The following is a 23,522-nucleotide window of genomic DNA, read 5'->3' as shown; positions in this document are numbered from 1 at the left end:
TACATCGCCAATCGGCATCGCAATCTCCGACATCTGATTTGTGATTATCTTATGCATCCGCGGTTTGTGGCCATTACAGAATCGGCCATGTGGCACCAGGTTCGGGCCACTCTCACCAACGCACATAGGATGTCGCCATGCTTAGACCGCTTGTTCGTCTCGCCACAATCGCGTTCGTGCTTTCAACCGCATTCCTCTCCATCCCGGCGTCCGCTCAAGAATGGCCACCGGGTTACTACATCTGTCCCAATGACGGAACAGCGTGGGAGGACGGAGCACTCTGCCGCCAGCACTGTGGAAGGATCTGTTTCGATCCTATCGGCCCCGCGGAATCAAAGTTTGGCAGCACTTCACTCCCGATGGAGCGCAAGCCGGTTGAGCCATTGAGCAAAGAGCAATTGCAGAAACTCTCCGCGGCGCTTGCATCCCGCTGATCCCGCCACGCGTCAGTGCTGAACCTGGTGAAGCTCGACTGAAGCCGAGCCCATGCATGCTCGGCTCAGGCAGAAGCGATCCAGAACAAAGGAATCGGCGATCCGATCTTCAGATCGCCGTTTCCATCAAATCACATCGTTCGTTCAAGACACTGATTGCCGCCTGCATTCGAGCAACAGCGGCGAAGCGAGATCGCATTCGGGATGCATGCGGTTGAGCCCATGAATCGCGCCGGCCAGGCCCGTCATCAGGCCAGGGGTGAACGCCTTGCGAGTGATGCCGCCGACGATGCCGTGCTCCTCGATCCCCGACACGACTTGCGCGGTCGCCTCATCGCGATCGATGTCCGAGGCTTCCGGATCGAGCACCGATGCGCGCGCCAGCAACTCCCACAAGGAGAAATCGCCGTGGCAGAGTGTGTGCGTGAAACCCCACTGCCCTCGCGCCGCCGCCACCGCGCGGCGTAAATCCCGCAGATGGCGAGGATCGCCACTACGCGCATACAAATCGGCAGCAGCCAGGCCGATGCCGACGCCCCCATTGCACCAGGTGGGAAAATTCACCGCCGCTTGCATGCGAACGTCACGCCAGTTGCCTACGGATTCTTCGAACAGCGAATCCTGGAATGCGAACGCGGCATCCGCGAGCTCGCTCCAGCGCTGACGTTCGACTTCATCACCGGCGCCGGTCAGCGCCAGACGCGCCAATGCCCATCCGATGCCGTAGGTACCGTGCGCGAAACCACCGATCGGATCGGGGAGATCCAGCGTATACCAATGCGCTCCCCGTTCGTCGACGCGTGCCGTCGACTCCAGACGCCTGGCAGCCCGTGCGGCCAACGCCAGCCAACGCGGATCGGCGGTCGCCTCGGCAAGACCGAGCAAGGGCACGATGGCGCCGCAGGTGCCGTCGGTGATGTCGAGGTGCCGGTCTTCTTCGAAGCCCTTTTGCTCGAGCGCTTCCGCGCACATGCGTGCATTGGCGAGCGACTCGGGCCGCCCCAACAAATCATGCAACACCAGCCAGGCCCAAATGCGGCCGCCATAGCCGGTAAAGCCGCCCACGGTCGGCGGCGTCTCGTGTTCGGTCATCGCCTGCAAGACGCGCAAGGCACCCTCGAGCGCCTCGTCGACACCCGACACCGCGTCGGCGCGCCCACTTTCGACTTCATGGCGATAACCCGCCAAGGCGACGGCCATGCCGCCAAGACCGAAATAAACATCTCCCCGCAACGGCTGCACATGCCAGCCCTTGGTACCGAAGCTTTCCGGCGTGATCCAGGTCGCCGAGCCGTCATTGCCGCGCACGGCCAATCGCAACAGACGCTCGAATGTGTCGGCGGCCAACTCCCGCCTTCGCGCGTCAAGCCTTGCACCGTGCGGCTGGCGGGCGAAGTGCGAACGGCTGTCGCGTTCGCTCGGCCCGTCGGTGCCGCTGTTGAGCTGGGTGACGACCAGCGAACTGCGGATCGTCATTTCCTCGAGCTCGATCCGCATCGCGCGCCAATTGGCCAGGGTTTCGGCAATGCGCTCGCGCGTCAGCGACGCGACAAAAATCGGAATATCGCCATGACGCAAATCTTCGATTTCGCCGGCGACCTCCTCGTGCGACGGCGCCACGCCAGAGACACTGCGGGAGAACAGCGCGCGGGCGCGTTCGATCGCCTTGTCTTCTTCGTGCAACGAAGCCGGATGCCAGAGCATGCGGCCGATTTCCACATAGATCTGAGTCGCGCGCCGAACCTCGCGCGCCCGACAGCCTTCGAAAGCAGAGAGCAAGGGTTCGAGTTCGCCATTGGCATCGAGCCGGCGCAGTTGCTGCGAGGCTTCGAGGAAGGCATTGCTGATGTCATCCCAGTAACGCGAAACATCGGGGTTCGGACTGGGATGGTTCTTCGACGTTGCCATGTCCGACTCGACCATCTTCACGCGTGCATCGGTCGTACCGTCGTCGGCGATGACGGGAATATGCAGTTGGGGCTGCTCACCGGGCAGCGCGCCGGCGGCGGAAAGGTCCGCGCGGCCGAAGCCCAAGGCTCGCGTGCGAAACGGCACGATGCCTGTGCGCAGGACGGAACTATGGATCAGTGTCTGGGCAAGCTCGTAGGCCTGCCCGTAATTCGAAGCTGCCACCGGCTTGACGAGGGCAAACAGGCTTTCCACGTCGACCGCTACCGGTACCGGCCCCGCGGCGATCAGGTTCTCGAGATGGATATCCGTACCACCGAGCAGACGCAGTATCGCCAGCCAGTGCCCAAGACCACGATAGAACCTGCGCAATTCATCGTCGCCATCGCAATAGCGGTGTTCGACGAAAGCGGCCCAGCCATAATCACCGCGATCGAGCACCGCAGGCACGCGGATGCGTTCCGCGTCGCCGAATACGCGCGCGAGAAATCCGTCGAGCACCGCATCGATACGAAGCGAACGCGGCTTGTACATGACCTGCCCGGCTTCGAACGTGAGCCGCACCACGGTCTGCCCGCCCGCATGCAGATCACCTTGATCCAGAGCGATTCCGATCAGACGACCGGGTGTTTGGCCGAGCAGCTCGGCGAATGCCGCACGGTCGGCGACCAGGCGTACGACAAGCGCTTCGATCGCGGCGCGCTGCTGGCTCAGCGTCCGCTGCAGGCGCGGCATCAGCGGTGGATAGCGGCGACGCAAATGCTCCACGAATTCATCGCGTAATGCTTTGGCAACGAACTGTCCGAAACGGCCCGCCTCGTCCTCCGCGGTCAGTTCGCCTTCGTGCTTCGCGGCATGCAATTCCACCAGCAGAACACGATTGAGCTTGAGTCGCGCATTGGCATACAGCGCTTGTCCGGCAGCCGAACGGATCAGCTGCGACTCTTCTGCATCGATACCGGAGGAGAGCTCCGCAAGCTTGGCCGCGAATTCCTCGCGTGCGGCCGCCGTGAAATGCTCGATGATCGGACGGAAGCCCTCGGGGATATGGCCTTCGGTCATCGTGTCTCGTGTTTAGGATGTGGGAAGCGACTTATGCGTCGCGCAAAAACAACGCGCACCCCAGGAAGGATGCGCGTCGGTGGTTCTGCGGTTCGCTCAAATGCAGCAGTAGCAGCGGCCGTTCGGACAGGTCGATACGGACGTGGAGTGCGTCTCCGGATACATCATGGCTTCGTCAACCGCGCCTTCGCCTTCGATATACAGCGGCCCGGCTGGATTCTCGTAGCCGTCGACGCTATCCGCGCCAGTGAGCCAGCCCGAGACGATATCGTTGCTTTGCATTGCCTGGTCCTCTCCTTGAGTTCTGAACTGGAACCCGGCGAGCGGCTGCTTCGCATATTGAAACCGCCGCCGCACCGGACCTCGATTTCAAGCCTCGCGGCCTCTCCATTGTGAGCCGACTTGCATCAGCAACATTCTCAGGTGATGCCGCGCTGGCACTCTATACATGAATTTCAACGACTGTCAAATAAGCAATCCCTTGCATCCATAGTCGTATCACTGCGCAAAATTAAGATGCAATGGAATGAACATCGCATCTCCTGCATCAGCGAGAACAGAGTGAAAACAGATGTAGGTAGATAGTAGATATCACCTATCCACACTCAATCGTAAGTGCGGCTCTTGGAAGAGCCTGCTGTTATTTGTTCGAGTCTTCGAGATTGGATTCTTCTCAAAGAAAAACCCCGCAGCGCGGGGTTTTTCGTGGCCTGTGAGGAACCAAGGTTCCGCGCAAGGCGACATGCATCACGCAAACGGATCCTGCAACGTCATCGTGTGCTCGCGATCCGGCCCCGTGGACACGATCGCCAGCGGGCATCCGGAGAGTTCCTCCAGCGCGCGCAGGTAGGCGCGCGCCGCGGGCGGCAGCCTGTCCCATTCGGTGATGCCATGGGTGGTTTCCTTCCAGCCGGGGAATTCGAGGTACACCGGCTCGCACTCGTCCCAGCCCTGGGCGTCGAGCGGGGCGTACTCGGTTTCCTTGCCGCGGTAGCGGTAGGCGATGCACATCTTCAGCTTGTCCATGCCGTCGAGCACGTCGAGCTTGGTGATGCACAGGCCGCTGATGCCGTTGATGGCGACGGCGCGCTTGAGGGCGACGAGGTCGATCCATCCGCAGCGGCGCGGACGGCCGGTGGTGGCGCCGTATTCCTGGCCGCGGTCGCGGATGCCCTGCCCGACTTCGTCGTCGAGTTCGGTCGGGAACGGGCCGCCGCCGACGCGCGTGGCATAGGCCTTGGCGATGCCGAGGACGTAGTCGATGGCGTCGGCGCCGACGCCGGTGCCGGCGAGCGCGCCGCCCACCGTGGTGTTGCTGGACGTGACGTAGGGATAGGTGCCGTGGTCGATGTCGAGCAGCGAACCCTGCGCGCCTTCGAACAGAACACGCTTGCCCTGCTTGCGCAGGTCATGAAGGATGCCGGCGACGTCGGACTTCATCGGCTGCACGTATTCGCCGAAGGCCAGGGCTTCGTCGTAGGTTTCCTGGTAGTCGACGGCGTCGACGCCCAGATACTTGGTCAGCACGAAGTTGTGATAGTCGAGCGCAGCGCGCAGCTTCTCGGCCAACTGGTCGGGGTAATGCAGATCGGCGACGCGGATGCCGCGGCGCGCCACCTTGTCTTCATACGCCGGCCCGATGCCGCGGCCGGTGGTGCCGATGGCCTTGCCGCCGGCGGCCTTCTCGCGCGCCTGATCCAGCGCGATGTGGTACGGCATGATCAGTGGGGCGGCCGGGGATATCTTCAGGCGCGAGCGCACGTCGACGCCGCCGCTCTCCAGCTCCTCGATTTCCTTCTTCAGCGCCGCCGGGCTGATCACCACGCCGTTACCGATCAGGCACAGCGCATCGGGGCGCAGGATGCCGGAGGGAATCAGGTGCAGCACGGTCTTCTTGCCGTTGATGACCAGGGTATGGCCGGCATTGTGTCCGCCCTGGAAACGAACGACGGCACCGATCACCTCGGTGAGCAGATCGACGATCTTGCCCTTGCCTTCATCACCCCATTGGGCGCCCAAGACCACGACTGATTGACCCATCACTTCAACTCCTGCCCGTAGGGGAATGCACGACCGGGAGGCCATGCACGGAAAAAGCCGGTGGGCTGCTCCAGCTGCGAAGCGGCCCATCCGGCTTTTGTGCATTATCCGGGTTTTGTCGGGCCGTCGCCACCCTGAAAGGGCCGCCCTCGCATCAGACCTGGAAGTGATTCCGCGCGAATTCCGCGAAAGCGCGCAATTTCGGCAGCGACTGCGCACGGCTGGGATAGCACAGGAACATCCCCTCGGTCCTCGGCAGGTAAGGCGCCAGCACGGGGACGAGCCGGCCATCGGCGATCTGCCCGGCGACCAGCGGCCAAGCGCTGTAGGCGAGCCCGGCGCCGGATTCCGCGGCCAGCACGTTGAGCCGCGAGTCGTTGACGATCAGGTCGCCGTCGACGTTCACGGCGAAATTGCGGCCGTCGTGCGCGAATTCCCATCGATAGAGGCCATGCGAGGACGCTTGCCGGAAACGGATGCAGCGGTGGCTGGACAGGTCCTCGGGATGTCGTGGCGTCCCATGCGCTTCCAGATAGTCCGGGCTGGCGACCACCGTGAACGGAAATGGCGGTGTCAGCCGGACCGCGACCATGTCCTGGGCGATCAGCTCACCAAACCGGATGCCGGCGTCGAACCCGTCAGCCACCAGATCGGCGACCCCATCGTCGGCATAGAGCTCCACATCCAGGGCCGGATGGCGCCTGCAGAACTCCGTCACGACCGCGTCCACGATCAGATAAGCGACCGCGCGCGGCACGCTGAGCCGCAACAGACCACTCGGAACATCGGCCAGCGTGCGCGCCGAGTGAGCGGCATCACCCATCGCCTGCACGGCCAGTCGAGCGCCGCGCAGGAATTGCTCGCCCGCTTCGGTCAGCCCGACGCGACGCGTGGTGCGGACCAGCAGGGGCGCACCGACACGGCGTTCGAGTGCGCGCACGATCTGGCCGACGGCCGATGGCGAGAGGCCGAGTTCCTCGGCCGCCGCGCGAAACGACAGGCGCTCGGCGACGCGGAGGAAGACCACGACACCTTCGAAGTGATCGCGATCGACCCGTCCGATTGCGTGGCCATTCTGCACTCTTCATGCAGATTATTGTTCTTTTTCAGCGCAATCAAGGCGGTTAGCGTGCTTGCGGCCTTCCAAGAGCGCACCCATGCCGATCCCCTTCCCCTCCCCGATCAGGTTCGCCAGAGAGGTACCGTCTTGGCGCGACCTGAGTCGGACCGGCCTCACCATCGCTGCCGCCGGCATGCTCGGCGCGTGCGCCTCGATCCCGCACAGCTCGATTCCCGTCGCCAATTTCCCCTCCCTGAGCTGCGAGCAACTCGCGCGGGAGCGGGAACAGGCACGTCAAACAGAAACCCTCGCACAGGCACAACGACGCAAGGCCTGGCGCGGCATCCTTCCGGTGATGGTGGCTGTGCGTTACGGCCGCGCGGCCGGCATCGCGAGCGACGCGCGCAAGCGTGGCGAGTTGCTGGATGCGGAACTTGCCGCGAAGCAATGCTCCATGCCGGTCGACGAGAACGCGGATGCGGCAACGGCAGATGCGGCTCGATGAGCAACGGGCAGGATAAAACCCTGCAAGGACCGCGCAGGCGTCGCGCTATCTCAACGATTCGGCCATCGTGGTCGATGGCGGCAGACAGCGGCGCCCCAGCACCACTGTCCTTGCTTCAGCTGCGAACGAGGTACAGCGCGATCAAGCCGATGATCAGCAGGATCGCGCCCGCCTGACGCAGTCTGCGATTGTCGAGCGCATGCAATTGTTCGGCCATGCGCCGCCACATGTCGGGAAAGGCGAACAGCAGCAGGCCTTCGAGAACGGCGGCGATGCACAACGCCGCCAGCAGATCCTTCATCGCGTGAACCCGTCTCGCATCCCGTCGCTCTTACTTGTCGCTGCGCAGGTATTGCAGGAAGGGATCGTTGCGATCGAGCACGATCACGGCGTTGCCGTCCTTGAAGGTCTCGCGATAGGCATCGAGGCTGCGCTGGAATGCGTAGAAGGCAGCATCCTTGTTGGCCGCCACGCCGTAGATGCGCGCCGCTTCCGCGTCGCCTTCGCCGCGCAGTTTCTGGGCGTCGCGTTCGGCTTCCGCCATGATCACGGCGCTGTCGCGGTCGGCCTTGGCGCGAATCCCCTGCGCCTGCTCCTCGCCTTCCGCGCGCAGGCGGCTGGCGACCTGCTGGCGCTGCGCACTCATGCGGCGGTATACCTGCTTGATGACATCGCTGTCGGTGGGCAGGTCGACCTGCTTGATGCGCAGATCGACGATGCGCATGCCGATGTTGGCCGCGCCCTTGTTGATGGTGTCGAGCTGAGGGCCGATCACTTGCGAACGATTGCCGGACACCACCTGCGACAACGTGCGCGAGTTGATCTCGTTGCGCAGCGAGTCGGTGATGATCGGCGACAGCGTCTTCACCGCCATCTCCTCGTCGCCGCCGGTGGCGCGATAGAACGCGCGCACGTCCTGGATCATGCCGACGGCGAAGAAGTCGACGCTCACGTCCTTGCGCTCGGATGTCAGATAGCGCTCGGGATCGGCCGGGATCACCTGCAGGCGACGGTCGAAGACGCGCACGGTTTCCACCAGCGGCCACTTGAAGTGCAGGCCGGGCTCGATATCGGTGCGGGTCACCCGTCCCAGGTTCAGGACGATGGCGGTGTGGCCCTCGGCCACGACGTAGACCGAACTCATTAGCCCCAGCAGGGCGAGCACGATCGTCAGAATCACGGCATTGAGTTTCATCGGCCCGGCTCCTGGTCGCGACCCGTACGTGGTGTGCGATCCCCGCGTGGATCACTGTCGGCGGGCGTGGCGCTGACCGTCGGCGCGATCATGTCGGAGGACACGACCGGCAGCGTCGTGGCGGCAGCCGCGTTGCTCTGCCCGGACATCGGCACGTAGATCAACTGACGGCTGTCGCCGCCGACCACCTTGCGATTGCCGGACAGCACCTGCTGCACGGTTTCCAGCCACAGGCGCTTGCGCGTGACGTCCGGCGCGTTGCGGTATTGATCGACCAGCAGCGAGAAGCGCTCGGCATCACCGGTCGCGCGCGCGATGGCGGCGGTCTTGTAGCCTTCGGAGACGGTGCGCACGCGCGAGGCCTGGCCGCGCGCCTCGGGGACGAGCTTGGCCGCGTAGGCCTGCGCCTCGCTGATCGAGCGGTCCTTGTCCTGCTGCGCGCTGTTGACGTCGTCGAAGGCGGGTTTCACCTCTTCGGGCGGACGTGCGTTGGGCAGGTTGAGCTCGGTCACGACCAGGCCCGTGCGATAGGCATCCAGCGATTTCTGCAGCTGTGTCTTCGCCGACACCGCCAGCGCTTCGCGCGCGCCCAGCACGGTGTCGAGGTTGGAGCGACCGATCTGTTCACGGACGGTAGACAGTGCGGCCTGCTCCAGCACTTCCTTGCTGTTGCGCGTGCCGAACAGGTACAGACGCGGATCGTTGATCCGGTACTGCACGTTGACCTCGACCCGCACGATGTTCTCGTCGGCGGTCAGCACCAGGACGTTGGTGTCACTGAAGCTCTGAATCTTCGTGGCCTCGACCTTGGAGACGCTCTCGATCGGCCACGGCAGCTTGAAGTGCGGGCCGGGCTGCAGCACGCGCGAGAACAGGCCGAAGCGCAGCACCACGCCGCGCTGCTGCTCGGCGATCAGTACGAAGCTGCTGTAGGCCAGCCACAACAGCACGATCAGGCCAAGCCAGCGCCAGGGAGTGCCGCCCGGGAACCCGCGCAGGTTGTTGAACCAATCGCCGAATCCACCGCCGCCGCTGTTTCCGCTGCCGCGCCTGGATTGCCAGGGGTTGCGTTGCCCGTTCTTGCCGGACCCGTCCTCGTCTTTCTTGCCGGGGCTGCCGGGGGTATTCCAGGCCATGCCTGCTCCAAATCTGGGAAGTCGCCACGCCCGTCTCCGCAGAGCGGCGGGTCGCGGCATTCTACTGGAATGTCGGGGCGCGACCGCCCGGTTGCAAGTTCCCGGCGCGGGTCATGCGGTTTGGAACACGCCGGCTCGGATTAGGCGGGGTCCGCGCCGACCTCGGTCAACAATGTTCGCAGCGGCGCGCCATCGGCCTGTCCGGCCAGACGCTCGGCATCGGCGAGGGCGAGATCGACGGACAGCGTCCAGCCGTGCTCGTCATGGGCCTCCTCGCGGATCGCATCGAGCGCATGCAGGCGCGCGCGCAGGCGTCCGGCCGAAGGCGGGAGACGCAACTCGGCCTGGACGCGGCGCAGTCCGAGGCGCGCGGCCAGCGCGCCGCGCAGCAGGTCGAGACCGAGACCGTCGCGCGCGGAAATCCAGACACGATCGCGCACCGCGGCATCCGCATCCTCGCCGCCGAGACGATCATGGCGCGGCCGGATGCTGTTGAGGCGATCGCCGCTTTCCGGATGATCGCCGCCTTCATCCGGCACGCCGATCCGGTCGATCTTGTTGTAGACGAGCAGTTGCGGAATCTCGCCAGCGCCGATTTCATGCAGTACCGCATCGACCTGGGCGATCCGCTCCTCGCGCAGCGGATCGGCGGCGTCGATGACATGCAGCAGCAGATCGGCTTCGCGCGCTTCCGACAGCGTCGAACGGAACGCCGCGACGAGTTCGTGCGGCAGATCGCGCACGAAACCGACGGTGTCCGCGAGCACGATGTCTCCGCCCGGCAACACCACGCGGCGCACGGTGGGATCGAGCGTGGCGAACAACTGATCGGCGGCGTAGGCCTCCGCGCCGGTGAGCGCGTTGAACAGCGTCGACTTGCCGGCGTTGGTGTAGCCGACCAGCGCCACGCGTGGCATCTCGCTGCGCACGCGCGCGCGGCGCATCTGCGTGCGCTGCACTTCGACTTTGTCGAGGCGCTTCTGCAATTGTTCGACGCGTTTCTGCAGCAGGCGGCGGTCGGTTTCGAGCTGGGTTTCGCCGGGACCGCGCAAGCCGATGGAACCACCGCGCTGGCGTTCCAAGTGCGTCCATCCGCGCACCAGGCGCGTAGCCATGTGGCGTAGCTGCGCCAGTTCCACCTGCAGCTTGCCCTCGAAGCTGCGCGCGCGCTGCGCGAAGATGTCGAGGATCAGGCCGGTGCGATCGACCACGCGCCGCTCGAGCGCCTTCTCCAGGTTGCGTTCCTGGCCCGGCGTGAGCGGATGATTCACCAGCACCAGATCGGCACCGCTGGCGTCGGCCGCGGCCTTCACCTCGGCGAGCTTGCCGCTGCCGATCAGCGTGGCCGGATTGGGACGATCGATGCGCGCGGTGAGTATCGCCGCGACGCCCGCGCCGGCGGAACGGGCGAGATCGGCGAATTCTTCCAGAATCCCCTCGTCCGGCGGACCGCCGGCGTGGGGTTGGATCAGCAATGCGTGTTCGCCCTTGCGGGAACGTTCAAACAAGAGCGTTCAAACCTCTCGGTGTTCGGATTGAAGCAACGCTGACGTCATCAGCGCTGCCTTGTTTATTCCGATTCGTCGCCGTCGCCGTCGCCTTCGGCGGAGCCGCCTTCACCCGACTGGACGTAACCACCGCCCGGTCCCACCCGCACGTTGCGGGCCGGCACCACGGTCGAAATCGCGTGCTTGTAGACCATCTGGCTGACGGTATTGCGCAGCAGCACGACGAACTGGTCGAACGATTCTACCGTGCCCTGCAATTTGATGCCGTTGACCAAGTAGATCGAGACCGGCACACGTTCGCGCCGCAGCGCATTCAGGAAAGGATCCTGCAGAGATTGCCCCTTAGACATTTGAATTTTTCCCAGCTTGGTTATTGTTGTTATGGCTTACGCCCCCAACGCCCGACCCGTACCCCTACGGCGGCGCTGACGATGTTATACAACAGTTGAGCGATGTTGGCGGCATGATGGTGACGCGTGTCGCGGAATAATTCTTTTGTACCCTGGGTGGAGGGCTCAGGAGCGTGAATTGACGCGATTGCCGCCCCTGGCACGACTTTCCCGGCTAATGGACTGCCCGCCCCACCACCCATGACCGGGCGTTTCGGCCTCACAGCGGATGCCTGGATGGCATCGCGAGGCTCACGCGGCCCTCACCCCAAGAACAGGTTGACCGCATCCTCCAGACGCACCCGGTCCGTGGCCGGATCGAACCAGCGCGCATCCAGCTCGCCACGCAGCCAGGTGATCTGACGCTTGGCGAGCTGACGGGTGGCGAAGATCGCGCGATCGCGGAACTCCTCGGCCGGGGACTTCCCATCGAGACGCTCGCCATCGAGATACTCCCAGGCCTGCCGGTAGCCGACCGCGCGGATCGCCGGCAGGTCGCGCGGGCGCGGGTGCGACCGCAGTTCCGGCAATGCGCGCAGCCGCCGCACCTCGTCGAGGAAACCGGCCGCGAGCATGGCGTCGAAGCGCGCCGCGATACGCGCGTGCAGCACCGCGCGATCGGCCGGCGCCACCACGATCTTCAGCACGCGGCACGGCAAACGCGCCGGCGCCACGGCCTCACGCTGCCATTCGCTGATCGGCCTGCCGCTCAGCCGGTACACCTCCAGCGCGCGCTGGATGCGCTGTGGATCGCTCGGCCGGATCTTCGCCGCCGCGGGCGGATCGATGCGCGCGAGTTCGGCATGCATGGCGGGCCAGCCGCGCGCGTTCGCTTCCGCTTCGATGCCGGCACGCGTTTCCGCATCGGCTTCCGGCATCGGCGACAGGCCGTGCAACAGCGCACGGAAGTACAGGCCGGTGCCGCCCGCGAGGATAGGCAGCTTGCCGCGGGAGGTGATGTCCTCGACGGCCTTGCGTGCGTCCTCGGCGAATTCCGCGGCCGAATAGGTCTGCCACGGATCGCGCACGTCGATCAGATGATGGGGAACGCTCGCGCGCTCCTCCGCGTCGGGCTTCGCCGCGCCGATGTCGAGCCCGCGATAGACCAGCGCCGAATCGACGCTGACGATCTCGCCATCGAAGCGCCGCGCCCATTCCAGCGCCAGCGCGGTCTTGCCGGAAGCAGTCGGGCCCATGAGGGCGATCGCGGGTGGGCGGGAATCGATGTGCATTGAAAAACCAAGCGGCCTGGATTCACGACTTTCGCCGGATGCCTAGCCCAACCCCCAGAATCCATCGGGTACCAATCCCCGCCACTTCTTGAATCTCCGTCGCAGAGGAATCTGGTTCTTACGCAGGCCAGTCGCCACGAACCGGACCGTGGCACCCATCATCAACAACAAGCCGATCGCAACGAACAAATTAGTCATCGGGCCAGACAATCGTTGGTGCTGCGGGCTTCCCGCGCGGCATCGGCACGGCCGCGACCGCGCTCCAGACCTTCAGCGCATCCACCGTCGCCGCCACATCGTGCACGCGCAACAGCATCGCGCCGCGCTGCGCGGCGATGAGCGCAGCGGCGACCGAGCCGTGCACGCGCTCGGCGGGCGTCGCGCGACCGGTCAGATCGCCGATGGTCCGCTTGCGCGACAACCCCGCCAGCACCGGCACGCCGAGTTCGGTGAAACGCTCCAGTCGCGCCAGCAATGCGAGATTGTGCTCGCGCGTTTTCCCAAATCCGAAACCTGGATCGATGACGATGCGCTTCTTGGGAATGCCCGCCATCTCGGCGGCGAAGATGCGCTCGGCAAGGAATCGATGCACGTCGCCGACCACGTCATCGTATTCGGGCGCCTCCTGCATCGAGCGCGGCTCGCCCAGCATGTGCATCAGCACCACCGGCACGCCGAGTTCGGCGGCGGTGTCCAGTGCGCCCTCGCGACGCAGCGCGTAGACGTCATTGATCATGCCGGCACCGGCGGCGACCGCCGCGCGCATCACCTCCGGTTTCGAGGTGTCGACGCTGACCGGCAATGCGGTCTCGCGCGCGAGGCGCTCGATCACGGGCACGATCCGCCGCAACTCCTCCTCCACGGACACTTCGTCCGCGCCCGGACGCGTCGATTCGCCGCCGACGTCCAGCACGTCCGAGCCCTCCTCCGCCAGCCTGAGGCCATGCGCGACGGCGGCTTCCGTCGTGTCATGCGCGCCGCCGTCGGAGAAGGAATCCGGCGTCACGTTGACGATGCCGAGCACGCGGGGACGATCGAGCCGGAGCACGCGCCCCGCGCAATCGAGTTGTGGTGAGGCATCGAACATGAGTCCGCCTATTGTTTCTTCATTCCAGTCATACCTGCTCCGAGGGCAATGCCCAACGCCGTGCCGATGCTGATGCCTAAGGCAATGTTCTTGAGCACCACACCGAACCCGGCCCCGATCGCGATACCGATGGCGATCCCGGCACCGATCTTCGAAGCTTTCCGATCCGCGCCCTGATCGTCCAGGCGCTTATCCTCCGCGCTCTTATCCTGATCCATCCGGACTCTCACAAAAAAAGGCCAGAGCGGACTCTGGCCTTTTCGTGCTTCGACCGCAATGGTCGATGGTCCGGCAGCCCCGGATCAGGTCTGCTCCGCAGGACCGCCGATCGGCGGCAGCGGCCGCGGCTCCTTGCCGTTGGGCTTGGTCCACCCGGCCGGCGGCGGCGGTTCGCGCTCTTCCATGATGGCATCGATCTGCGGCGCGTCGATGGTTTCGTACTGCAGCAGCAGTTTCGCCATCGTGTGCAGCTTGTCGATGTTCTCGGTGAGAATCTTCGTGGTGCGGCCATAGGCCTTGTCGAGGATGCTGCGCACCACTTCGTCGATCTTGCGCGCGGTGTCGTCGGAGACGTTCTTGTGCTGCGTCACCGAACGACCGAGGAAAACCTCGTCCTCTTCCTCGCCGTAGGCGATCGGGCCGAGCTCGTCCGACAGACCCCACTTGGTGACCATGTTGCGGGCCATCTTGGTGGCGCGCTCGATGTCGTTCGACGCACCGGTGGTGACCTTGTCGACGCCGAAGATCAGCTCCTCGGCAACGCGGCCGCCGTACAGCGAGCACAGCTGCGATTCGATCGCGGTGCGGTTGAAGCTGTACTTGTCGCCTTCCGGCAGATACATGGTCACGCCGAGCGCGCGGCCGCGCGGAATGATCGTGACCTTGTAGACCGGATCGTGCTCCGGCACCAGGCGGCCGACGATGGCGTGGCCAGCCTCGTGATAGGCGGTGAGCGTCTTCTCTTCCTCGCTCATCGCCATCGAGCGGCGTTCGGCGCCCATCATGATCTTGTCGCGGGCCTTGTCGAAGTGGTCCATGCGCACTTCGCGGGCGTTCTCGCGCGCGGCGAACAGTGCCGCCTCGTTGACGAGGTTGGCCAGGTCCGCACCGCTGAAGCCCGGCGTGCCGCGTGCCACCACCATCGGCTCGACGTTGTCGGCCAGCGGCACCTTGCGCATGTGCACGCGCAGGATCTGCTCGCGGCCTTTCACGTCCGGCAGGCCGACCACGACTTGGCGGTCGAAGCGGCCCGGACGCAGCAGCGCCGGGTCAAGCACGTCGGGGCGGTTGGTCGCGGCGATCACGATCACGCCCTCGCCACCCTCGAAGCCGTCCATTTCGACCAGCAGCTGGTTCAGCGTCTGCTCGCGCTCGTCGTGACCGCCGCCGAGGCCGGCGCCGCGATGGCGGCCGACCGCGTCGATCTCGTCGATGAAGATGATGCACGGCGCATGCTTCTTGGCCTGCTCGAACATGTCGCGCACGCGCGAGGCGCCGACGCCGACGAACATCTCGACGAAGTCGGAACCGGAAATCGAGAAGAACGGCACCTTGGCCTCGCCGGCGATCGCCTTGGCGAGCAGCGTCTTGCCGGTGCCGGGCGGGCCGACCATCAGCACGCCGCGCGGGATCTTGCCGCCGAGTTTCTGGAACTTGCCCGGATCACGCAGGAATTCGACCAGTTCGGCCACTTCTTCCTTGGCCTCGTCGCAACCGGCGACGTCGGCGAAGGTGGCCTTGGTCTGGTCTTCGTTGAGCAGCTTGGCGCGCGAACGGCCGAAGGACATGGCGCCCTTGCTGCCGCCCTGCTGCATCTGCCGCATCATGAAGAACCAGAAACCGATGATCAGCAGCACCGGCAGGAAGTTGAGCAGCAGCGTCCACAGCAGGTTGCCCGATTCCGGCGGCGCCTGCTCGATGTCGACCTTGTGCATCACCAGGTCGTCCATGAGCTTGTCGTCGCGCAACGGCGCGATGGTCTTGCCCTGGGTATTGTCGCTGCGCGTGAACTCGATATGGCGTTCGTCGCTGGCGATCTTGACCTGCTTCATGCGGTCGCTGCGCACATCGGTGATGAACGACGAATAGTCGACTTCGTCGCCCGCCCTGCTTCCCTTCTGGTTGAAGCTCTGGAACACCATCATCAATACGACGGCGACCACCACCCAGAGCAGCAGGTTTTTCACTAAATCGTTCATCCAATTTCGCTCCGCGGCACCGCCGCTACCTTACTTCATCTGCGCCAGCTTGCCCTGTGCCAGGGCATACACTTCCGGCGACCGCTTGCGCGAGGCCGCCGGCTTGCGGATCACCACCTTGGCATAGCGCCGCCGCAGCTCCCGCACGTATTCGTCGAATCCCACGCCTTGGAACAGTTTGATCAGGAACGCGCCATCGATCCGCAGGTGACGGTCGGCGAAGTCCATCGCCAGTTCCGCCAGATGCATGGCGCGGGGCTGATCCACAGCATCCACGCCACTCTTATTGGGGGCCATATCGGACAGGACAAGGTCGACGGGCTGTCCGTGCAGGCTGGTCTCAAGATTCGATAAGACGGCATCTTCCCTGAAATCGCCATGAAGGAACTCGACGCCGGCCAGTGCCGGCATCTCCAGGATGTCGAGGGCCACCACGCGCCCGGGATGTTTGGCGTCGAGGCGGTCCAGCTCCTGCCGCACCCACTGCGACCAACCGCCCGGGGCGGCGCCGAGGTCGACGACCACCATCCCCGGTTTGAGCAGCCGGTCACGGGCGACCAGTTCCTCCAGCTTGTAGGCCGCGCGCGAACGCATCCCTTCCGCCTGCGCCTTTTTCACGTAGGGGTCGGAGAAATGCTCCTGCAACCAGCGATGGCTGCTTTTGCTGCGGGTGGCCATGGGGCGATGAGGGGAAATGCCTGCAAATCAGGGCTTTGCGGGGCGACATGATACTCTGAGCACCCTCTCTGATGATTGTCGTCGCATGTCGCTCGCCCTGACCGCTGCCCAGAACCGTTTCCTGCGCGGCCAGGCGCACGGCCTCAAGCCCCTGCTGCAGGTCGGTGGCAAGGGCATCACCGACGCCCTGGTGGCCGAACTCGACGGTGCGCTCGAGCACCACGAGCTGATCAAGGTGAAGGTGGCCGCCGAGGACCGCGAAGCACGCGACGCCATGATCGAACAACTCGCCCAGCGTAGCGGCGCCGCCCTGGTGCAGCGGATCGGCCATGTCGCCATCCTGTACCGGCCGAGCAAGGACAAGCGCCAGATCGTGCTGCCGCGCGCCTGAACCGCCTTCGGGCCTGTCAACGCGAGGAGACCCTCCGTGCAATTGCTGCTGGAACGCCCGGACTACGACTATTTTCTGCGCGGCGCCGATGGGCGCCACGCTCTGGTCAACGAACGCACGCTGCACGCCAGCTTCGTCATCTCGCCGAACGCGCTGATCGAGCAATGGTCGGTGACCGACGTCGCGCGGCTCACGCCCGCCGATCTCGACGCACTGCTGGAACTCAAGCCGGAACTGATCATCCTCGGCAGCGGCGCCACGCAAGCGTTCCCGCCGCCGGAGGCGCAGGCCGCCTGCCTGTCGCGAGGGATCGGTCTGGAAACCATGACTAACGCCGCGGCCGCGCGCACGTTCAACGTGCTGGCCAGCGAAGGCCGGCGCGTCGTCGCCGGGTTCATATTTCCCGCCATCTGATTCGCGTCGCTGTCTGTCTCGTCGCGCTGCCCATGCTGTTGGCGGCATGCGACCGGTTCGCGCCCTCGCCCGCGGAACGCTACGACGCGTGGCGCAAGGCGGGACATGTACGCGCGGCTGATGCCTACGCGGCACATCTGCGCGAAGCGGGCGTGGCCGATGTGGTGCCGATGCAGGAATTGCTGCGCAGCGGCCGCCACTGGCGATCCTGCGATGCGTCGGAATTCGTGGTGCCGCCGCGCGAGGCATGAGATCGCATGATTCCGACCCTGCGCCTGGTGCGGGAACTGCGACACCGAGGATTGCTCGAAGACGCCCAAGTCGGATCGGTCTATCGCGATGCCGAGTTCAATCGCTGCGAAGGTGGCAGCACGCGCAGCCAGCATCTGCGCAACAGCGCGCTCGATTTCGATCTGCCGGAAGATTCCACTCGCGTGGCCAGGCTTTGCGCGTTCTGGCGTGCGTCCGGTGCGGCGAGTCGTTTCGGGCTTGGGCTTTACGACGATCGGCACATCCACGTGGACACTGCGGGACATCGCACCTGGGGCGGCGATTACAGCGGGCGTTCCTCGCCATGCCGATGATCATTCGGCGATCCAATCTCTAGCTGTAATCCCGGCATTCCCGGATGCGCTGCATTCGGCTTCACTTCCGCCGGAATCGCGCCCACATCCCGAAGTGGTCGGACGCCCAGACGCCCGCCTTGTCGGGCTGGTCGAGGATGATCCTCGTCTCCATCGGCTCGAACGCGGCGGTTTCCAGGAAAACGTGATCGATCCGTTGGGGCGGATGGTCGTAGCGCAGATTGAGCGTGGTGTTCGCCGGCGCATTCGCATCGGGATGCGTCGCGGCGAAGGCGTCGGTGAAGCGTGCGCGCAGCGGCGCGAGCTCCGGCGCATCGGCGGCGATGTTGAAGTCGCCCGCGATCACCGAAGGCGCATCGCCGCGCGTGGCATCGACGAAGGCCAACAGATCGCGTATCTGCTGCGCCCGCGTCGCGCCGGTCTTGTCGGTGAAATTCAGATGGGTCACATAGAAATTCACGGGACGCCCGTCGATGTCGGCGCGTACCAGTCCGGCGACGCGATAATCCTCGGGCGGCTGGAGCGGAATGCCGTCCTTCGCCAGCACCGGATGGCGCGTCAGCACCGCATTGCCGTAGCGGCGCGTTTTCGTCGGCGGATCGATCGAAACGAAGTGGTGTTCGTAGCCGAGCAGTTGCGCGAGATCGGCAGCCTGGTTCTGCAGCTTTTCGTCCTGCAAGACTTCCTGCAGGAAAATCGCGTCCGGCCGCGATTTGCGTAGCGACTCAACGATGATCGCGCGCCGGTGCGGCCAATCCCCTTTGTCGTGCCAGAGGTTGAGGGTGACGACGGTGAGCGTCGCGGTCTCCTTCGCCGGATCGGTGCTTTTCCCCTGATTGGCATGTGGAATGGAATTGCACGCGATCATTCCCGACGACAACAACACAAGCAGGAACATCCACCGATACCGCATGAGCGTCTCCAACAAGCGCGAGTGACCGCATCGCGCGGGCGCTTACCGCCTCGGAAGGTACTGCATCGGATCCACCGGCCTGCCGTTGTAGCGGATCTCGAAGTGCAGCATGTCGCGCGTGGCGCCGCTGCGGCCCATCTCGGCGATCTGCTGGCCGGCCTTGACGATCTGGCCTTCGTTGACCAGTCGCGCGCGGTTGTGGCCGTAGGCCGACAGCCATTCCTCGTTGTGCTTGACGATGATCAGTTCGCCGTAACCGACCAGGCCGGAACCGGAATACACGACCACGCCATCACCCGCGGCGCGCACCGGCTGGCCGCTGTTGCCGGCGATGTCGACCCCCTGTTTCGTGGGGTCGCCGGTGACATAACTGCCGACGAGTTGGCCATCGGTCGGCCAGCGCCAGGCGAAAGGACTGGTGGCTGGCGTGGCGGACACCGGAGCCGGCGCGGGCGTGGATGGCGTCGGTGGACGCGAGGGCGCCGAGGTCCCGGGCCGGCGCGGCGGCACCGACGCGGTCGGCCGCCGTCCGCTGCCCGGATACAGGCGCAGGCGCTGGCCCGGATAGATGGTGTACGGCGGCGGGATGTTGTTCCAGGTGGCCAGATCGAGCGGGCTGATGCCGTTGTTGGTGGCGATGCGGTAGAGCGTCTCACCGCGATTGACGACCGCGGTGGCGCCGTACTTCGGCGTCGACACCACGCGGCCCGAGCGCTTGTCGCGCACGACCGTGCTGCTGCATCCGGCCAGCACCACGGCCGTCAATAGTGCGATCGCGATCCGTACCCACACCCTGCGCGACATACTCGTCCCTTGCGGTCTCCGACGGCACTTCATGCCGCATGCGCCCTGAATACAACGTAGACGATACCGATCACGATGAGTCCCAGCGCGGCCCAGCCGATCGGCTCGATGTAGCGATGCAGCGCGCGCTCGGCGCGTTCGCCGCCCAGCCGGATCGCCAGCGCGATCAGGAACACGCGCTTGCCGCGGCCGATCGCCATGCTGGCGAGATACGGCAGCCAGGGCACGCCGACCACGCCGGAGGCCCAGGTGAAGACCTTCATCGGGATCGGCGCGAACCCGCCGAGCACGAGGAACCAGAAGACCGACCAGGGCGACTCCTGCATTTTCGTCTGCACGGTCTGGATGCCCTGATTGATGGCATCCATCCAGCCCAGCGTCTCGAACAGCGGCTTGACCAGTTCGAAGGCGTAATGACCGAGCAGATAACCGACCACCGCGCCCGCCATCGATCCCGCCAGGCTCAGCGCGGCGAACCAGAAGCCACGACGCGGCTGCGACAGGCACATCGGCGCCAGCATCACCTCCGGCATCACCGGGAAGATGATCGCTTCGATGAAACTCAGCCCGACGAGCAGGGATTGCGCGCGCGGATGGCGCGCCCAGACGAGTGCGCGCTCGTAGAGCGGTGCGAAGAGCTTCATGCGAGCGTGTTCTCGAGGCCGTCATTCCCGCGAAAGCGGGAATCCAGTGTCTTTGCCTTTTGCTGAACTATCGGGAGTAGTACGAAAGTCGCTGAATTCCCGCTTTCGCGGGAATGACGAGCGAAAACCGCCGCGGGAGACACCCGCATCAATCGACGAGCCCGGAAAGCAGCGGCACGAATACCACCGGCGCCAGAGTGGTCTGCTCGATCACGCCGTTGGCATCCTTGCGCAGACGCAGCAGCGATTGCGCGTTGCCGCCACCGACGGGCGCGACCAGCGTGCCGCCCGGAGCCAATTGCTCGGTCAACGCGTCGACTAGCGCCGGCGCCGCGGCGGTGACGACGATGGCGTCGAACGGGCCGTTCTCGGGCCAGCCGATGCGGCCGTCGTCATGCTTGCTGCGGACGTTCAGGCCGAGCGTGCGGAAACGCTTGCGCGCGGTGCGCAGCAGTTCGCCGATGCGTTCCACCGTATGCACTTCCAGCCCGAGCGCGGCCAGGATCGCGGCCTGATAGCCGGAACCGGTCCCGACTTCCAGCACCTTCTTCGGCTGCGCGCCATCCACGAACAGGGCCTCGGTCATCTTCGCAACCACCCAGGGTTGCGAGATGGTCTGGCCGAAACCGATCGGCAGCGCGGTGTCCTCGTAGGCGCGCGTGGCGAGCGCTTCGTCGACGAACAAATGGCGCGGCACGGTGCGGATCGCGTTGAGCACGCGTTCGTCGCGGATACCCCCGCCGTTGGGAGCACCTTCGCGCAAGCGCTCGATCAGGCGATCGCGCACGCGCTGCGAGGTCATGCCCAGGCCGATCGCCTGGGGATCCAGACGCATCCGCGCGGTCATGCGCCCGCCTCCCCGCGCAATTCGGCGGCCAGGCTGCCGACCCAGCTCGCCACCTGATCGAGCGCCTGGTAGCGGGTGAGATCGACGTGGATCGGCGTGATCGAGATATGTCCGGTGCGCACCGCATGGAAATCCGTGCCCGGTCCCGCATCCTGCTCGCGGCCCGCCGGACCGATCCAGTACACGCTACGGCCGCGTGGGTCCTGCGCCGGCACGCAAGGTTCGGAACGATGACGATTGCCGAGCCGTGTCACTTCGAAGCCGCGGATCTCGTGCCAGGGCAGATCGGGCACGTTGACGTTGAGGATGGTGTCGGCCGGCAGCGGATCGGACTTCAGCCGCGCCACGATCTCCATCGCCGCGCGCGCCGCCGTCTCGTAGTGATGCGCATCGTGATCGACCGTGACCAGCGACACCGCCACCGCGGGCAAACCGAGGAAGCGACCTTCCATCGCCGCCGAGACGGTGCCGGAATAGATCACGTCGTCGCCGAGGTTGGCGCTGTTGTTGATGCCGGAGACCACGATGTCGGGCTCGGCGGCACCGTCGAACGCGGTGTCGTCGAACATGCCCGTCAAGGCGAGATGCACGCAATCGGTGGGTGTCCCGGCCACACGCCAGGTGTGCTGATCCAGGCGCGTCACGCGCACCGGCATGTCCAGCGTCAGCGAATTGCTGGCGCCGGAACGATCGCGATCAGGCGCGACCACCCGTACATCGTGACCTGCGTTACGCAAGCCTTCCGCCAGAACGCGGATGCCGGGGGCGTCGACGCCGTCGTCGTTGCTGACGAGTATGCGCATGGGCTTTCCGTGGAAAGTGTGAATGATAACGGATATGCGTCTCTGGTCGGGAGCACGAAAACGACTAAGATGAATCCTCAAGGATCGCCCTGGACGAGTTCATGCAACACGGGGATCACATCCAGCGTGTATTGAACGCTGGTTCGATGGAGGAGCTGCAGCGGACCACCTCGGATTTCGCGTCGGCGCTGGGCTTCGAACACCACGGCTTCGCGGCGAAACTGCTGCGCCCGACGACGGATCGTGTCGGCTATCACTACTTCCAGAACTACGACAACGAATGGGGTGACAACTACACCACCCTGCACCGGCCTGAAGTGGCGCGCAACGATGCCCGCATCCTGCATGCGCGGACCGGGCTGCCGGCGATTTCGTGGAACACGCGCGGGCAGTTCGGCTACATCCGCCCGATGCCCTCGCTGCTGCAACGCGCGCGGCGGCAGGTGCAGGTCGCCAGCGAATTCGACATGACGGCCGGGATCACGATCCCGAGCTGGTCGCGCGGCCTCGACTGGGCCTTCATCACCTTCTCCACCAATTCCACCCACGATCTGAACGAAATCGGCCGCGATATCGGCGCGATGGTCTATTTCGTCAGCTGCCTGCAGGCCTCGCTCGACCGGCTGGTGCGCAACCGGCAGCCGATCCCGCAGCTGAGCCTGCGCGAGCGCGAGGTGCTGTGCTGGTCGGCGGCCGGCAAGACCTCGTGGGAAATCTCGGTGATCCTGCATCTAAGCGAGCGCACGGTGAACTTCCACCTGCAGCAGGCGGCGCGCAAATTGCAGGTGAAAGGCCGCCGCGCCGCCTGCGCACGGGCGGTGGCGCTGGGGCTGATCGCCATGTAACGCCGCATGTAACGCATTTTTGCCGTTCGCGCCCCTGTCATTTCTGACAGGGGGGACGGCCGCCCCGGGCCCGCCTGTGCTGAACTGGCTCCACGCGGTGTTCGGGAAGTCCAGACGGACACGGGCGTTTGAATGGAACTGCTTCCCGAACGCCGCCCTTTTTCGCTTCCGCCCGCCATTCCGGGCGCCGACGCCCGAAACGCGCCGGGATGTCGGCCATTGGCTGACACCCGCGCGGAAATTTTCTAGGCTGGGGCATGGCCGCATCAGGCAAGCCCTCCAAACCCAAACGGAGCCCCGAACCGCCGCCCGGCCCGGAATCCGAGGACGATGCCGCCCTATTCCGCGCGGCCATCGGGCCCGTGCGCGAACTGCCCGCCGTGCCGGCACCGCCAACGGCGACGAAGCCGGCGCCGGTCCCGAGCATGGCGCGGCGCGACGAGGAGGACGCGCGCAGCGAATTCCAGCGCGCGCTCGACGCTTCGTTCCTGGAGGCCGGCGACGCGATGCGCTATCGCCGCGACGAAGTGCCGCCGCGTGTACTGCGACGGCTCGGACAAGGCGATTACGCCGCGCAGGACGAACTCGATCTGCATCATGCCGACAGCGCGCAGGCCGAGGCCTTGCTGCGCCGGTTTCTCAAGGAAGCGCGGGATGCCGGCATCGGCTGCGTGCGCGTCATTCATGGCAAAGGATTGCACGGCGACAGCCGTGTGCCGGTGCTCAAGAATCTCGTCGATCGTTTGCTGCGCCAGCGCGCCGATGTGCTGGCGTTTCACTCGGCGCCCGCGGCGCAAGGTGGCAATGGCGCGGTGCTGGTATTGCTCAAGCCGCGTTGAAATCGC

Annotated in this window: 26 protein-coding genes; 7 read left to right on the top strand and 19 right to left on the bottom strand. The window is 65.2% G+C overall.

Going from position 1 to position 23,522, the window contains the following annotated elements; translation table 11 throughout:
* Positions 1-578: 578 nt before the first annotated feature.
* The 4 genes from LG367_RS13700 to LG367_RS13685 all read right to left on the bottom strand — a co-directional run bounded on the left by LG367_RS13700 (position 579) and on the right by LG367_RS13685 (position 6,471).
* Positions 579-3,404 (bottom strand): type 2 lanthipeptide synthetase LanM family protein, encoded by a 2,826-nt coding sequence (locus LG367_RS13700; protein WP_226469820.1) that lies wholly within the window; start codon positions 3,402-3,404, stop codon positions 579-581.
* A gap of 96 nt (positions 3,405-3,500) precedes the next feature.
* The gene (locus LG367_RS13695) at positions 3,501-3,686 is read right to left on the bottom strand and encodes a DUF6229 family protein (RefSeq protein WP_226469819.1); all 186 of its coding nucleotides are present in this window, start codon (positions 3,684-3,686) and stop codon (positions 3,501-3,503) included.
* A gap of 465 nt (positions 3,687-4,151) precedes the next feature.
* Complete coding sequence (locus LG367_RS13690) at positions 4,152-5,444, bottom strand: adenylosuccinate synthase (protein WP_226469818.1); 1,293 nt, start codon at positions 5,442-5,444, stop codon at positions 4,152-4,154.
* 154 nt (positions 5,445-5,598) lie between these two features.
* Complete coding sequence (locus tag LG367_RS13685; RefSeq protein ID WP_226469817.1) at positions 5,599-6,471, bottom strand: LysR family transcriptional regulator; 873 nt, start codon at positions 6,469-6,471, stop codon at positions 5,599-5,601.
* Between the two features lie 130 nt (positions 6,472-6,601).
* On the opposite strand from LG367_RS13685, the gene LG367_RS13680 reads away from it, so the two are divergent.
* Positions 6,602-7,009 (top strand): hypothetical protein, encoded by a 408-nt coding sequence (locus LG367_RS13680; RefSeq protein WP_226469816.1) that lies wholly within the window; start codon positions 6,602-6,604, stop codon positions 7,007-7,009.
* A 115-nt stretch (positions 7,010-7,124) separates the two neighbouring features.
* Here the strand turns inward: LG367_RS13680 and LG367_RS13675 are convergent, their stop codons facing one another.
* The 10 genes from LG367_RS13675 to rlmE form a co-directional block, all read right to left on the bottom strand.
* Positions 7,125-7,310, bottom strand: coding sequence for a DUF2065 domain-containing protein (locus tag LG367_RS13675; protein ID WP_226469815.1), 186 nt, complete (start codon positions 7,308-7,310; stop codon positions 7,125-7,127).
* Positions 7,311-7,340: 30 nt separating this feature from the next.
* The gene (gene hflC, locus LG367_RS13670; protein WP_226469814.1) at positions 7,341-8,204 is read right to left on the bottom strand and encodes a protease modulator HflC; all 864 of its coding nucleotides are present in this window, start codon (positions 8,202-8,204) and stop codon (positions 7,341-7,343) included.
* Complete coding sequence (gene hflK / locus LG367_RS13665) at positions 8,201-9,340, bottom strand: FtsH protease activity modulator HflK (protein WP_226469813.1); 1,140 nt, start codon at positions 9,338-9,340, stop codon at positions 8,201-8,203. Before hflK ends, hflC begins: the two co-directional genes overlap by 4 nt.
* Positions 9,341-9,480: 140 nt before the next feature.
* The gene (gene hflX, locus LG367_RS13660) at positions 9,481-10,848 is read right to left on the bottom strand and encodes a ribosome rescue GTPase HflX (protein WP_226469812.1); all 1,368 of its coding nucleotides are present in this window, start codon (positions 10,846-10,848) and stop codon (positions 9,481-9,483) included.
* Positions 10,849-10,910: 62 nt separating this feature from the next.
* Positions 10,911-11,198, bottom strand: coding sequence for an RNA chaperone Hfq (gene hfq / locus LG367_RS13655; RefSeq protein ID WP_226469811.1), 288 nt, complete (start codon positions 11,196-11,198; stop codon positions 10,911-10,913).
* A gap of 302 nt (positions 11,199-11,500) precedes the next feature.
* Entirely contained in the window at positions 11,501-12,469 is a 969-nt protein-coding gene (miaA, locus tag LG367_RS13650; RefSeq protein ID WP_226469810.1) for a tRNA (adenosine(37)-N6)-dimethylallyltransferase MiaA, read from the bottom strand.
* A 190-nt stretch (positions 12,470-12,659) separates the two neighbouring features.
* Positions 12,660-13,556, bottom strand: coding sequence for a dihydropteroate synthase (gene folP / locus LG367_RS13645; protein WP_226469809.1), 897 nt, complete (start codon positions 13,554-13,556; stop codon positions 12,660-12,662).
* Positions 13,557-13,564: 8 nt separating this feature from the next.
* On the bottom strand, positions 13,565-13,774 hold the full coding sequence (locus tag LG367_RS13640) for a glycine zipper domain-containing protein (protein WP_226469808.1): 210 nt from the start codon (positions 13,772-13,774) through the stop codon (positions 13,565-13,567).
* Between the two features lie 84 nt (positions 13,775-13,858).
* Positions 13,859-15,754 (bottom strand): ATP-dependent zinc metalloprotease FtsH, encoded by a 1,896-nt coding sequence (gene ftsH, locus LG367_RS13635; protein ID WP_226469807.1) that lies wholly within the window; start codon positions 15,752-15,754, stop codon positions 13,859-13,861.
* 30 nt (positions 15,755-15,784) lie between these two features.
* Positions 15,785-16,432, bottom strand: a complete 648-nt coding sequence (gene rlmE / locus LG367_RS13630) for a 23S rRNA (uridine(2552)-2'-O)-methyltransferase RlmE (RefSeq protein WP_226469806.1) — start codon at positions 16,430-16,432, stop codon at positions 15,785-15,787.
* Between the two features lie 85 nt (positions 16,433-16,517).
* On the opposite strand from rlmE, the gene yhbY reads away from it, so the two are divergent.
* The 4 genes from yhbY to LG367_RS13610 are packed head-to-tail and all read left to right on the top strand — an operon-like array spanning position 16,518 to position 17,821.
* Complete coding sequence (yhbY, locus tag LG367_RS13625; RefSeq protein WP_226469805.1) at positions 16,518-16,823, top strand: ribosome assembly RNA-binding protein YhbY; 306 nt, start codon at positions 16,518-16,520, stop codon at positions 16,821-16,823.
* A 36-nt stretch (positions 16,824-16,859) separates the two neighbouring features.
* Complete coding sequence (locus LG367_RS13620) at positions 16,860-17,237, top strand: Mth938-like domain-containing protein (protein WP_226469804.1); 378 nt, start codon at positions 16,860-16,862, stop codon at positions 17,235-17,237.
* Between the two features lie 32 nt (positions 17,238-17,269).
* On the top strand, positions 17,270-17,488 hold the full coding sequence (locus LG367_RS13615) for a hypothetical protein (RefSeq protein ID WP_226469803.1): 219 nt from the start codon (positions 17,270-17,272) through the stop codon (positions 17,486-17,488).
* A gap of 6 nt (positions 17,489-17,494) precedes the next feature.
* Entirely contained in the window at positions 17,495-17,821 is a 327-nt protein-coding gene (locus LG367_RS13610) for a D-Ala-D-Ala carboxypeptidase family metallohydrolase (protein ID WP_226469802.1), read from the top strand.
* A gap of 61 nt (positions 17,822-17,882) precedes the next feature.
* On the opposite strand, the gene LG367_RS13605 is transcribed toward LG367_RS13610, so the two are convergent.
* The 5 genes from LG367_RS13605 to surE form a co-directional block, all read right to left on the bottom strand.
* Positions 17,883-18,734 carry an endonuclease/exonuclease/phosphatase family protein gene (locus tag LG367_RS13605; protein WP_226469801.1) on the bottom strand — a complete coding sequence of 284 codons (852 nt, stop codon included), beginning with the start codon at positions 18,732-18,734 and terminating at the stop codon, positions 17,883-17,885.
* Between the two features lie 42 nt (positions 18,735-18,776).
* Positions 18,777-19,571, bottom strand: coding sequence for a peptidoglycan DD-metalloendopeptidase family protein (locus LG367_RS13600; protein WP_425490974.1), 795 nt, complete (start codon positions 19,569-19,571; stop codon positions 18,777-18,779).
* Positions 19,568-20,182, bottom strand: coding sequence for a YqaA family protein (locus tag LG367_RS13595; RefSeq protein ID WP_226469799.1), 615 nt, complete (start codon positions 20,180-20,182; stop codon positions 19,568-19,570). The genes LG367_RS13600 and LG367_RS13595 overlap by 4 nt, the downstream gene beginning before the upstream one ends.
* 148 nt (positions 20,183-20,330) lie before the next feature.
* Entirely contained in the window at positions 20,331-21,029 is a 699-nt protein-coding gene (locus LG367_RS13590; RefSeq protein WP_226469798.1) for a protein-L-isoaspartate(D-aspartate) O-methyltransferase, read from the bottom strand.
* Positions 21,026-21,832, bottom strand: coding sequence for a 5'/3'-nucleotidase SurE (gene surE / locus LG367_RS13585; protein WP_226469797.1), 807 nt, complete (start codon positions 21,830-21,832; stop codon positions 21,026-21,028). The genes LG367_RS13590 and surE overlap by 4 nt, the downstream gene beginning before the upstream one ends.
* Before the next feature lie 101 nt (positions 21,833-21,933).
* Between surE and LG367_RS13580 the strand changes: the two genes are divergently transcribed.
* Together LG367_RS13580 and LG367_RS13575 are read left to right on the top strand one after the other, a co-directional pair.
* Positions 21,934-22,677, top strand: coding sequence for a helix-turn-helix transcriptional regulator (locus LG367_RS13580; protein WP_226469796.1), 744 nt, complete (start codon positions 21,934-21,936; stop codon positions 22,675-22,677).
* Positions 22,678-22,934: 257 nt separating this feature from the next.
* On the top strand, positions 22,935-23,516 hold the full coding sequence (locus tag LG367_RS13575) for a Smr/MutS family protein (protein WP_226469795.1): 582 nt from the start codon (positions 22,935-22,937) through the stop codon (positions 23,514-23,516).
* Positions 23,517-23,522 lie beyond the last annotated feature (6 nt).

It is taken from the genome of Luteimonas panaciterrae, assembly GCF_020511115.1.
GTDB classification, from domain to species: Bacteria; Pseudomonadota; Gammaproteobacteria; order Xanthomonadales; family Xanthomonadaceae; genus Luteimonas; species Luteimonas panaciterrae.
Note: the sequence above shows the minus strand (reverse complement) of the source record. Positions and strands in the feature narration are given on the sequence as shown.